This window comes from Aquimarina atlantica, assembly GCF_000626715.1.
Taxonomy (GTDB): domain Bacteria; phylum Bacteroidota; class Bacteroidia; order Flavobacteriales; family Flavobacteriaceae; genus Aquimarina; species Aquimarina atlantica.
In genome coordinates, this window is the sequence record NZ_AQRA01000006.1 from 240,370 (window position 1) to 252,475 (window position 12,106).

Genomic DNA, 12,106 nt, shown 5'->3' on the forward strand with positions numbered 1-12,106 from the left:
AAGTTAAATAGTTTAATGAGTTTGAATGAAACTGACTTGCAAAGTGCTTTAAAAAAACATTTTGGGTTTAGTCAATTTAGAGGACTACAGGAAAAGGTAATACAAAGTATTTTGGAAAAACAAAATACATTTGTAATCATGCCTACAGGCGGGGGTAAATCCCTATGTTATCAGCTGCCCGCTTTAATGTGTAAAGGGACCGCTATCGTGGTTTCACCCCTGATCGCATTAATGAAAAATCAAGTGGATGCTATTCGAAGTATTTCATCAGTAGAGGGTATTGCCCATGTACTTAATTCGTCTCTTAATAAATCCGAAGTAAAAAGGGTAAAAGAAGATATAATTAATGGGGTTACAAAGCTATTGTACGTTGCACCAGAATCACTTACTAAAGAAGAATATGTAGATTTTTTAAAATCTCAGGAAATTTCTTTCTTAGCTGTAGACGAAGCGCATTGTATTAGTGAATGGGGACATGATTTTAGACCCGAATACCGAAATCTACGTAATATTATTAAAAGAATAGGAGAAGATATTCCTATTATAGGGCTTACCGCAACTGCAACTCCAAAAGTGCAGGAAGATATTCTTAAAAATTTAGGGATGAGTGATGCTAAAACATTTAAAGCATCATTTAACCGCCCTAATCTGTTTTATGAAATACGTCCTAAAACAAAAAATGTAGATGCAGATATAACCCGTTTTGTAAAACAAAATAGTAGTAAAAGTGGGATTATATATTGTCTTAGTAGAAAAAGAGTAGAAGAACTGGCGCAGACATTAGAAGTTAATGGAGTAAAAGCTGTTCCTTATCATGCAGGATTAGACGCCAAAACCAGAGCTAAGCACCAGGATATGTTTTTGATGGAAGATGTAGATGTGGTAGTTGCTACGATTGCTTTCGGAATGGGAATCGATAAACCCGATGTGCGCTTTGTGATCCATCATGATATGCCTAAAAGTATAGAGAGTTATTACCAGGAAACAGGACGTGCCGGTAGAGATGGCGGAGAAGGGCATTGTTTGGCATACTATGCTTATAAAGATATAGAAAAGTTAGAAAAATTTATGAGTGGTAAACCTGTTGCCGAACAGGAGATAGGTCACGCTTTGTTACAAGAGATAGTAGCATTTGCAGAAACCTCTATATCCAGGCGTAAATTTATATTACATTATTTTGGTGAAGAGTTTGATGATGTAAATGGTGATGGGGCCGATATGGATGACAATGTGCGTAACCCGAAGAAAAAGCACGAAGCCAAAGATGAAGTAAAGTTACTACTCGAAGTAGTTAATAAAACAGGAGAGATCTACAAATCTAAAGACCTGGTTAATACACTTATTGGTAAGAGCAATGCTTTAATCATTTCGCATAGAACACATCAACAAGATTTCTTTGGAAGTGGTAAAGAACGAGATGATAAATATTGGATGGCTCTTGCACGCCAGGTATTAGTAAAAGGATATTTACGCAAAGATATCGAGACCTATGGAGTAATTAGGATTACTGCAGAAGGAAAAAGTTTTATCGATAACCCGGTAAGCTTTATGATGACCGAGGATCATATATATGATGAAACTAACGATGATTCTATAATTACTGCTGCGAAATCCGGAGCTAAAGGAGGTAGTGATGAGAAGCTAGTCGGAATGCTACGAAATTTGAGAAAAACAGTGTCCAAAAAACTAGGAGTCCCTCCATTTGTAGTGTTTCAGGACCCTTCTATAGATGATATGGCACTTAAGTATCCTGTTACTGTAGAAGAATTAGCAAATGTTCATGGTGTAGGTGAAGGTAAAGCTAAAAAATATGGCCCTGCATTTGTATCACTTATTGCAGAATATGTAGAAGAAAATGATATTATGCGACCCGATGACTTTGTAGTAAAGAGTACAGGAGCTAATAGTGGTCTTAAATTATATATCATACAAAATGTAGATCGTAAATTACCATTAGATGATATTGCTGCTGCAAAAGGGATGGATATGCCTACTTTTATTAAAGAAATGGAAGCAATTGTATACAGTGGTACAAAACTTAATATTGCCTATTGGATAGATGAAATCCTTGATGAAGATCAACAAGAAGAAATTCATGAATATTTTATTGAAGCCGAAAATGATAAAATAGATACAGCAATAGAAGAATTTGATGGGGATTATGATGATGAAGAATTACGCCTATATCGTATCAAATTTATAAGTGAAGTGGCTAATTAGGAAATCTTTAAACATCGTATATTTTTAATTAAAATACTATTTAATGTTATCAAAAAAGAGTTTCAGTTTAACACTAGAAACTCTTTTTTAATTGAACTAGTAATTGTTTCAAAAAAGGAAATCTAGACCTTATTGATCGCAATATATAGTTTGATTTGTTGACTGACAACCATTTCCTTTTACACTTGTACCACAGTTGTTGCTAGCACCATTTCCGCCACCTCCTTTGATCGAGGTCATTGAGTTAAGCTTAGAAATTTCAATTTTAGATAACGATAATCTTAAACTTTTTTGTTGATTTTTCATGCTTTTAAATTATTTAATTTGATAATATACCTTAAACATTTAAAGATACTCAAGGCTTGTATCTATTGTGTTTATGTTATATTTTGATATGACGTTACCTTTACCATAAGTTAAATTTTGTTAAAAAAAATAATTTCGTATCATATTTATGTTTTCCTTTTTGTTATATCTATTAAGTTTTTAATTAATTGTAAAATAAGGTTTTAGCGAACAAATTTAAGTCGAATAATTTGATGGAGATTATGATGATAAAGAATTGCGCTTATATCGTATCAAATTTGTTAGTGAAGTGGCGAATTGATATTATTAAGATCATAAAAGATTAAAAAAAAATAAAGGCAACCAATACAGGTTGCCTTTATTTTTTTTTAATCTTCCAGATCTATTGGACTACAAATAGGTAAGTTGTAAATGTTGCAATAAAATGGACCCGAAAAACAACCTGTTGGAAATGCAGCAGGGCATTCAGGAGGTAAGCCACCTTTTAATTCTAGTTGCTTTGTTTTGTTTAGTTGATTTACACCAGCTAAATTTAAAATGTTTTGTAACATAATTTTAGTTTTAAGAATTAATATTTTTTACATAAAAAAATAAACTGCAATTAAGCAGTTTATTCAATGAAGGCATTTTAAAAGCAATTACATACTGGATTTCCGTTGAAATATCCTCCTCTATGAATTCCTCCTGCACTTGGTCCTGTTCCACACTGCCATTGTGCAGTTCCACAACAAATTGGATCTCCACCTGAGCATGCAGGCCCTATTGTCAGTCCGCCACCTATTACGCTTTTTTGTTCAGATTTTTTAATAATTTTAGAACCGTCTAAGTTTACAATGTTTTTTAACATAATTTTAAATTTTTAAATTAATTTTTTCTCAACTTTTTATAGATACTTGAAACTTGCATCTAATGTGAATTTTTCTACATAAAGTAATGTTACCCTTATTATTAACTTTGAGCATAAACTATAATAAACAATAAGACTAAAATTAAGAACTATAAGCAATGCACTTGAATAGATTCGCATAATACTTCTGTAGGCCCACATTCTGCTGTTTTCACAATACAATCTTTTGATAAACACGGTAGTTCTGCAGAACATGCATTTGCACTAAGTCTGTCTCCTCCTTTAATAGTAGAACGGTTGAGTCTTGAAATGGCCATTTTGTTTAAGGATAAGCTTTTTAACTTTTTTTTCTTCATGATTTTTGTCATTTTAATAATTAAAATCCTCGAACATTTATAGACACTCAAGGTTTATGTCTTTAATTTTACTAATTGGTTGCGTCTATTGGATCACAAATTGGTAAACCTTGTGTGTTACAGTAGAAAGGAGCACCTGCAAAACAATCTCCTGGAAAAAATGTAGGGCACTCGGGTAATGCTCCTCCATTAATCTGTTTTTGCTGAGCTTTACTTAGATAATTCGCTCCTTCAATACTTAAAATGCTTTTCGACATAATATTGGCTTTTAATAATTAATAATTTCAGATGATATCTGGTTGATATTTAAAAACAAATACCTTCTACGTCATTTATGAAATGATTAGATCAATACTTATTTATCATGATGTTCAGAAAAAAAAGAATTGTTACTATAGAAAAATCAAAAAAATAGCTTTAGGGAATAAAAAGAGATAATTCTTTTATTTTTAAAGGGAAAAGAAAATATGTAGAGACAAGTAATTTTGAGCTTCTTATGGTGTTACCGTAGCCTTTTATTTATGCCTTCGATATCTAAAAAATAAGAGTAACAATATAATTGTTGTTATTATAATTATACTATATATAAGAAAATTGTAATTAGATTTTGGGACTAAAGTTCCTGTATCACCTATAAGTACTAACGGAGCCCAATAGTAAGGAGATGCATCAGCATCAGAATTGGATTTCAAATAATTTAGTTTTGCAATTCGAAGTGCTTGAGACTTTGTTTTACCTTCGCTTAAACTCTTATAAAAATCAGAAGTTATAGTAGCGGTTGATTTATCATTGGTGTTCCAAAGAGAAGGAATTACAGTATTAGCTCCCGATTTAAAGAATTCTCTTGCTAAACTCATAAGACCTTCGCCACGATTTAATTTTCCTAAAGAAGTATTACAAGCGCTTAGAATTACCAATTCGGCATTGTTTTTTATGGTAGTAAGTTCGTTTGCTATTAGTTTATTGTCATAAAACGCAATCCAGGGAGCGATTGAATCTGAAGCATCAGCATGAGTTGCCAAATGCAGGATTTTATATTTATTGGCTTCTTTGATAAAGTTTTTCTTTGTGGCATTTTCTTTAGTAAACAAAGAACCATCATAAAAGATGTTTGCTGTTTTAATTTCTTCGTTACTACTGTGTAAAGTAGTTAAGTGATTTGAGAAATTAACAGGAGCGATCCCTAAAAAATCCTGAGTAGAAGTTCTCGCGATAGATTTATTTTCTTTTAGAAAAGACAACGAATATGCATAATTAATTTCTGACTCTTCTATGAGGTAAGTTCCCAACTCAATGTTGGTGACCAGAGCTTCAAAAGGTATAAGACTTATGTTGTGATCTGCAATGATGGTGACCTTTTTATTTTTTAACTCTTTTCTAATATCAAGCGGTATTAGAGTGTTGTATAGTAGATGTGAAACTTCTTTATACCTTTGAATATCATCCCATGTTTTAAATGGTTTTTTTAATTTTTTTCTTAAATCATATATATTATCTGTTAATTGATTGATGTTCTCAATTTTGAAAACTTTTTTTTGTGTATTAGATAAAACCATTCCATAGGCATTAGGCAGTGCTCCTAAAACTTCTTCTGCCATAGTATAATTGATGATTATTTGATTATCTTTTAATTTTATATCCGACAGAGAAACCATTTCAGGGATGGTATACGAAGAAAAATACTCGGGATAGTTATATGAGAGAGAATCTTTATAATGAGATAACTCACTCTTTTTGGATAGAATAATTGCAGAGAGAGAATCTTTTTGTTTTTTAGAGGAGTTCTTGAACTGATTTTGAAATTTAATAATTTCATTCTCCAATTTTTTTTCTTGTTCTAAAACCTCCTCTGGGATACTAATTTTCTTTTTAGTAATGTCTTGTGTTAATAGTAAGGCTTTATTTTTTTCCATAAAATAGAATGCAGCATCCTTATTGTTAGAATTAATGCATGCTTCTAGTCCTAAAATGTAAATCTCTGAGATCAAACTTCTCCAGAATAATTTGGATTTATAAGATAGGTTTTCCTTCATGATAATATCAATAAGTAGATCGCTGGCCATAACTGTTTTAATAGCAGATAAATGACTAGACGAATCCTTTTCTTTTTTGCCATGCTCTAAGTATGCTTGAATTTTTTTTTTAAATAATTCAAGAAGAGTGGCCTTATTATTGATATGAATCAGGTGCTCTTTTTTAGGTAACCAGTCTGTATCAGGGATGTCGATATTAAAATAGTAAGAGAAAGCTTTTCTATACTGTTCTTGTGCAATATTATAGTCTTCTTTAGTAAAAGCAGATATACCTAATCCCATATAAATTTTAGGAATCAAGTAGCCTACATTTTTAGAGTAAACTAAAGATTGATTCAAATGTTCTTCTGCTATTACATTGTCAGAATCGATATTTGAGATACCCAAGTTATAATGAATTTGCCCCAAATTTCTGTCAATCCCCATTTTTTTAGCTATTTCTAGAGCTTTTTTGAAGTATTCGATAGCCATATCATGATCTTTAGCAGCTTCTTTATAGTAGAGCCCCAGATTGTTATATATAGCATAGAGATCGTGTAAGTTAGGTTTCTCTAAAGTATGTATCAAAGAATCTGCAGTTAGTAAATGGCTAACAGCCTTTTGATTGCTTTTTCGATTCCGGATATTTCTATACGATACAGCAATATTGATGTGATTCGAAATAGTATACGCTTTCTGTTTTTTTGATTCAAAATCTACAAATGCTTGAAGTTGATGTTCTACTGCCTGGTATAAATCTCCTATTTTACCATAGCATTCTCCAATTAAAGCATAGGCTTTTCCATTAAAGAAATCAGAACCCTTTACTTCAATCATCTTTCTGAAATAACGAATTGCTATAGTGTAGTTCTCTTTTTTTCTATTAAAATTTGCGTAATTGTAATAACTTCTTTTTAATAACTCTGGATTAAAAGGAATTGCATTTTCTCTAGCTAGATAAGCTATTTTTGCTATTTCTATTGCCTTATCCCATTTTTTTTCTTTGTGTATCCATTTAGCTAATTGATGCGCGTCAAATCCTAGTTGAGTAAGATTATTACTTTTTTTATAGCCATCTAATAGTGTATAATAACTACCTAGTTTTTCATAATTACTACCAGGTAATTTAGATATAGAATCTAGACTAAAAGATATTTCCTGACCTCTGCTAGAAAAAGTCAGGAAATAAGATATACAGAAAAATAAAATTACTACATATTTCCTCATGTTATAACGTAACTGGTATGAGGTAAAAATAGAAATAAAATTATTTATTTGGTGTTTTAGGGTCGGTGTTGATTGATCTTGGTATGATCAAATCGGGATTACATAAATTATTATAATTAGTAGTATCGTCGTTATCATATACAGGATTCTCAGAAATATCAGGTGGTGGTGGAGCACCTCCTTCACCGATGGTAGCACTACTTTCGGCATCAAGAACAGCTTCGTTTTCGTTTTTAGGAGGAGAAGGAGCCTGATCACAAGGGATGTACCATATATCAACATATGGGCAACTGGTTTCGGCGGTTAATACATATCTAAACCAATGCTTTCTTGCAATACCAGCAATCTTCTGTTTGTAACTATGACTTCTAAAAGTATCATAACGTACGTAAATTTTTTTGCTACAAAATTCTATTCCAGGACCTATTGTTGATAATTTGTTTGTAATTATATCTTCTTGTTTTTCTAGAGGTAATTCATCTTTAGAGCAGCTTTGTATCCCAATTACAAAAACCACCGCTAAACATAATAATGCGATTTTTTTCATTCTTAATGTTTTTTGTTTACTAAATTTATTAGTATGTTTCCTCAATATAACTTTTGTTACCATGCAAAAGTAAAAAATGTTAAATACGTTTTTGATGCCCAAAGAAGAAACAAACATTTTAAAACAATTAGCAGATGGAAATAAGATCGTTATACAGGAATTGTATACAGCTGTTTTTCCTAAAGTTGTAAGTTTTATTTTAAAAAATAAAGGAGATCGAGCAGATGCAGAAGATATTTTTCAAAAAGCATTGTTGCAATTAATAGCTAGATATAAAGTAAAAAGCTTTATTATAGAATCCTCTTTTGAGGCTTATCTTTTTACAGTTTGCAAGAATTTGTGGAGAAGAGAGCTAAATAAAGAAAAAAAGAGGGTAACAAATGATGCTGTTGTTGAACTATCTAGAGAAGAGGATGATATGACTATGGCTGCTTTGGAACAAGAAAAATGGGAGTTGTTTCAGGAAAAATTAAATGAAATATCAGATAATTGTAAACAATTACTTCAATTATTTTTTCAGAAAACTCCTTATAAGAAAATTGTGGAAAAACTAGGATATAGCTCGGATAATGTGGTGAGACAACGTATATTTAATTGTAAATCTCAACTTGCCAAATTGATCAAGAAAGATCCAAGGTATAATGATATAAAAGAATTATGAACAACTCTTTGTTAGAAATAGAGAAATATTTAGATGGAGAGATGTCTGATGAAGAAAAACAGACGTTTGAAACAAAGATTGATTCTGATCCTTTGCTAGCCAGAGAATTAAAGTTTCAGAAAGAAATGCGTGTTATTTATGATAATCAAAAATGGTTAGAAGGTGATAAAAAAGCATTAGAAAAAGAGAAATCACAGCAAATGCTATCTTTTTTTAAAAGCGAGGAGGCTAATGTTTTAAAGAATACAATTGAAGAAGTAGTATCACAAAATAGATCTAATTCTGGAAATAGAAATTTATTATTTGTAAGTATAGCGGCCACTGTAGCTATTTTGATTGCCATATCGGTATTCTTGTTTAAAAGCCCTTCTTATGAAGATTTATATACAGATTATATCAATATTGAAAATATACCTTCTTTGGTTTCTAGAGGAAATACTAATGGACTACTTGAAGAAGCACAATTAGAATTTGAAAATAAGAAATATAAAGAGGCAATTCATAAGTTTAAAGTATATCAGCAAAATGAAGTGTCAATCAATCCATTAACATATATTTATTTAGGAGTTTCATATCTAGAAATGCATCAATATGAAAATGCATTACTCCAGTTTGAGCAATTGTCAAAATCTAACACATTACAAAGTAAAAAAGCAGATTGGTATAAAGTAATGGTCTTTCTGAAGCAAAAAGATAAAAACAAACTATTAGAAACTTTACAATATATAATTGCAGATAAAAGCAATTACAATTTTAACAAAGCACAGCAACTTTTGAAAGAAATTGATTGATAATTATAGATGTCGCTAAATATAATATGATATACAATATAGAAAAAGGCTTTGGGTAACTCCAAAGCCTTTTTTGATTTGAATTAGGAAATAAATTATGCCCAGACACCGCCTCCATTTCCATCTCCTCCGCATTGTATAGCATCATATATTATAGCGGCACAATTTAGGTAATTGCCATTGTTTAGTCGAGCAGTTGTACCACTACAACTATAAGTACATCGAATTAGAGTAGGATGCCCTCCTTTTACTGATTTTTGTTTGTCTTTGTTCAATTTCTGAACCCCTTCTACTTTTAAGATTTTTTTAAACATAAATAAAGTTAAATAATGATTTTGTGTAATCTCGAAATGTTTTGAGGCATTCGAGTGTTATGCCTATTTATTTATGTTTTGATTAGAGGTAATGTTACTCTTAATTATTTGTTAATTATTAGATTACTTGTCTTAAGCGCTTATTTAAGGTATTAAAAAAAATATTTCTTTGTTTTATTTTTAGATTAAAACCACCTACAATTTCCTATCTTTGCAACTTGTTTAAACTTAAATAAAAGGACTGTCATGCAAGACGGATTATACGCAAAATTTAATACTTCAAAAGGAAGTATATTAGTAAATCTAGAATATAAAAAAACACCAGGAACAGTAGGTAATTTTGTTGGCCTGGCAGAAGGTAATATAGAAAATCAGGCTATTCCTCAAGGGAAACCATATTATAATGGTTTAAAATTTCATAGAGTGATTGCAGATTTTATGATTCAGGGAGGAGATCCTCAAGGAACTGGAGCTGGTGGACCGGGATATCAATTTGATGATGAAATTCACTCAGATTTAAAGCATGATGGACCGGGTGTATTATCTATGGCTAATGCTGGTCCGGGGACAAACGGAAGTCAGTTTTTTATTACTCATGTAGAAACATCATGGTTAGATGGGAAACATACCGTTTTTGGTAAAGTAGTAGAAGGATTAGATGTTGTAAATACAATAGAACAAGGCGATGAAATCGAATCTGTAGAGATACAGAGGGTAGGAGCAGAAGCCGAAAGTTTTAATGCTGTCGAAACTTTTAGAAGTTTTAATGGAGCTAAAGCCGAAAGAGAAGCTGCAGCCAGAAAAAAAGCTGAAGAGTTATTAGAAGAACTTGCTGCTGGGTTTGAAAAAACCGAGAGCGGTTTAAGATATAAGATTATTCAAAAAGGAGATGGGGCAAAAGCAGAAAAAGGAAAGACCGTTTCTGTACATTACAAAGGGAGTTTGACCGATGGCACAGTATTTGATTCTTCGTATAAACGTAATCAGCCTATTGACTTTCCGTTAGGAATGGGACAGGTAATTTCTGGATGGGATGAAGGAATTGCACTGTTACAAGTAGGAGATAAAGCAAGATTTGTGATTCCACCATACCTTGGATATGGAGATCGAGGTGCAGGAGGAGTTATTCCACCTAATGCAACACTTATTTTTGATGTTGAGTTAGTAGAAGTGAAATAACTATAATCTTACATACAAAATTTAAAAGAGTCCCTTAAAAGGGACTTTTTTTTTTACTTGCTTTTATCTGATACATAAAAATAGACCTCTCATATTTATGATTTGATAATAATGTAAGAATAATGAAGGTTTAAATTAGTATATCCCTAGTGGTTTTTTATATTAAAAGCTTTATTTTTAATGAATTGTATTTTTTTTAACATAGTTTTTTATTATTTTTAACATTGCGATTTTTTTAAATTCATTTTGTTAAAAAAATGTATTAGGAGGTTTAAATCCTCTTTTATTTATATTTTAACCCAAATTGCATACCCCCTAGATATGAAACAAGGACTTATTACTTTTTTGATTCTGTGTACTATTCATCTTACTCTTGGTCAAGAAAAAGCAGATATTCTAGTAAACATCAATGATCAAATAGAGATGATAGATGGTTATATAGAATTTGAAACTTTTTTCTTAGATCCAGAAGAATTTCTCGATAAGATGGCTGATCATGGCGCAGAACTAAACGGATATTATGAGCATGAACGTCTCAAAAAGATTGTTAGAAAAGTTGGTACCAGAACAGCAGATGTTGTAACTGTATTTTATTTTTGGAATGATCAACTTATTCATGTAAACTACAAACAACGCCCTTATTTAGAAACAAAAAATGAGAATGGTCAACGAATTATGGACTATTCTAGTGCTTTTACTAAATATGAGTCGAAGCATTATTTTAAGAATGATGAGGAGCTAGAAAAAAAAGAAATTGGCCAGCCTTTGGATGATATGGAGCCCGAAGAAGAGTTTATCAAATATGCATATAAGATGAAAGCTCTATTAGATAACAAATTCTATAACAGGGATACGTATGAAGCGTTACAGGGAAAATGGCTTTTTATTCAGAATACAGATGATTATTTGATTTTTGAAGGAACAATACGATTTAATTTTTACAATGGTAAATTTGCAAATCGTTTGAAAACCAGGATAGAAGATAAAGAAATATTGGTTTGTTTTTTCCCAATGGATGATCGTATTTATAGATATAAAATCAATGACTTAAATGATAATATGCTTACATTAACAGATCTTTTTTCTAAAGAAGAGTTTGTCTATGCTAAAGTAGAATGATTTTTATACTATGGATTTAAGATATCCTATAGGAAAATTTGAATGCCCAAAAATTATAACTTCTGATCATATCGAGAAATGGATATATGATATAGAAGAGTTACCGGCGAAACTATCAAATCTGGTTTCCACATTTAGTGAACAACAATTAGAGACACAATATCGTCCCGGTGGGTGGACTGCCAGACAAGTAATACATCATATTCATGATAGTCATCATAATGGATATATTCGGTTTAAGTGGGCGTTAACAGAAAATAAACCCATGATAAAGGCTTATGATGAGCAATTATGGGCCGAATTGTTTGATACTAAGTCTGCACCAATTCATTTATCCTTAGACTTGATAAAAGCTTTGCATGCTAAATGGGTATATTTCCTAAAAGGTTTATCTACTTATGATCTCGAAAAAGAGTTTATACATCCAGAAGGAAATGTATCAATTTCATTGGGCGAAGATATCGGTATCTATGCATGGCACGGTAATCATCATTTTGCACATTTACAAATTATTGCTCAACTCTAAT

Annotated in this window: 14 protein-coding genes; 6 read left to right on the forward strand and 8 right to left on the reverse strand. The window is 31.3% G+C overall.

Features of this window, described 5'->3' with window-relative positions; all coding sequences use genetic code 11:
* Window positions 1-15 precede the first annotated feature (15 nt).
* The gene (locus ATO12_RS14665; RefSeq protein WP_034242909.1) at window positions 16-2,220 is read left to right on the forward strand and encodes a RecQ family ATP-dependent DNA helicase; all 2,205 of its coding nucleotides are present in this window, start codon (window positions 16-18) and stop codon (window positions 2,218-2,220) included.
* A gap of 129 nt (window positions 2,221-2,349) precedes the next feature.
* On the opposite strand, the gene ATO12_RS26125 is transcribed toward ATO12_RS14665, so the two are convergent.
* The 7 genes from ATO12_RS26125 to ATO12_RS14695 form a co-directional block, all read right to left on the reverse strand.
* The gene (locus ATO12_RS26125) at window positions 2,350-2,526 is read right to left on the reverse strand and encodes a hypothetical protein (protein WP_165583389.1); all 177 of its coding nucleotides are present in this window, start codon (window positions 2,524-2,526) and stop codon (window positions 2,350-2,352) included.
* Between the two features lie 368 nt (window positions 2,527-2,894).
* Window positions 2,895-3,077 carry a hypothetical protein gene (locus tag ATO12_RS14670; protein ID WP_034242910.1) on the reverse strand — a complete coding sequence of 61 codons (183 nt, stop codon included), beginning with the start codon at window positions 3,075-3,077 and terminating at the stop codon, window positions 2,895-2,897.
* Between the two features lie 77 nt (window positions 3,078-3,154).
* Window positions 3,155-3,373: a hypothetical protein gene (locus ATO12_RS14675; protein WP_034242911.1), complete on the reverse strand. Its 219-nt coding sequence runs from the start codon at window positions 3,371-3,373 to the stop codon at window positions 3,155-3,157.
* A 149-nt stretch (window positions 3,374-3,522) separates the two neighbouring features.
* On the reverse strand, window positions 3,523-3,729 hold the full coding sequence (locus ATO12_RS14680; protein WP_034242912.1) for a hypothetical protein: 207 nt from the start codon (window positions 3,727-3,729) through the stop codon (window positions 3,523-3,525).
* A 71-nt stretch (window positions 3,730-3,800) separates the two neighbouring features.
* Window positions 3,801-3,986, reverse strand: a complete 186-nt coding sequence (locus tag ATO12_RS14685; protein WP_034242914.1) for a hypothetical protein — start codon at window positions 3,984-3,986, stop codon at window positions 3,801-3,803.
* 258 nt (window positions 3,987-4,244) lie between these two features.
* Window positions 4,245-6,968, reverse strand: coding sequence for a CHAT domain-containing protein (locus ATO12_RS14690; RefSeq protein WP_034242915.1), 2,724 nt, complete (start codon window positions 6,966-6,968; stop codon window positions 4,245-4,247).
* A gap of 40 nt (window positions 6,969-7,008) precedes the next feature.
* Window positions 7,009-7,515, reverse strand: coding sequence for a hypothetical protein (locus ATO12_RS14695; RefSeq protein ID WP_131248841.1), 507 nt, complete (start codon window positions 7,513-7,515; stop codon window positions 7,009-7,011).
* A gap of 76 nt (window positions 7,516-7,591) precedes the next feature.
* On the opposite strand from ATO12_RS14695, the gene ATO12_RS14700 reads away from it, so the two are divergent.
* Window positions 7,592-8,176, forward strand: coding sequence for an RNA polymerase sigma factor (locus ATO12_RS14700; RefSeq protein ID WP_240486140.1), 585 nt, complete (start codon window positions 7,592-7,594; stop codon window positions 8,174-8,176).
* Complete coding sequence (locus ATO12_RS14705) at window positions 8,173-8,967, forward strand: tol-pal system YbgF family protein (RefSeq protein WP_034242919.1); 795 nt, start codon at window positions 8,173-8,175, stop codon at window positions 8,965-8,967. Before ATO12_RS14700 ends, ATO12_RS14705 begins: the two co-directional genes overlap by 4 nt.
* Before the next feature lie 95 nt (window positions 8,968-9,062).
* On the opposite strand, the gene ATO12_RS14710 is transcribed toward ATO12_RS14705, so the two are convergent.
* Window positions 9,063-9,281, reverse strand: a complete 219-nt coding sequence (locus ATO12_RS14710) for a hypothetical protein (protein WP_034242920.1) — start codon at window positions 9,279-9,281, stop codon at window positions 9,063-9,065.
* 246 nt (window positions 9,282-9,527) lie between these two features.
* Here ATO12_RS14710 and ATO12_RS14715 point away from each other — a divergent pair, with 246 nt between their 5' ends.
* From ATO12_RS14715 to ATO12_RS14725, 3 genes are all read left to right on the forward strand, one after another.
* Window positions 9,528-10,460: a peptidylprolyl isomerase gene (locus ATO12_RS14715; protein ID WP_034242922.1), complete on the forward strand. Its 933-nt coding sequence runs from the start codon at window positions 9,528-9,530 to the stop codon at window positions 10,458-10,460.
* Window positions 10,461-10,781: 321 nt separating this feature from the next.
* Window positions 10,782-11,579: a hypothetical protein gene (locus tag ATO12_RS14720; protein ID WP_034242924.1), complete on the forward strand. Its 798-nt coding sequence runs from the start codon at window positions 10,782-10,784 to the stop codon at window positions 11,577-11,579.
* A gap of 10 nt (window positions 11,580-11,589) precedes the next feature.
* Window positions 11,590-12,105, forward strand: a complete 516-nt coding sequence (locus ATO12_RS14725; RefSeq protein ID WP_034242925.1) for a YfiT family bacillithiol transferase — start codon at window positions 11,590-11,592, stop codon at window positions 12,103-12,105.
* Window position 12,106: the final 1 nt, after the last annotated feature.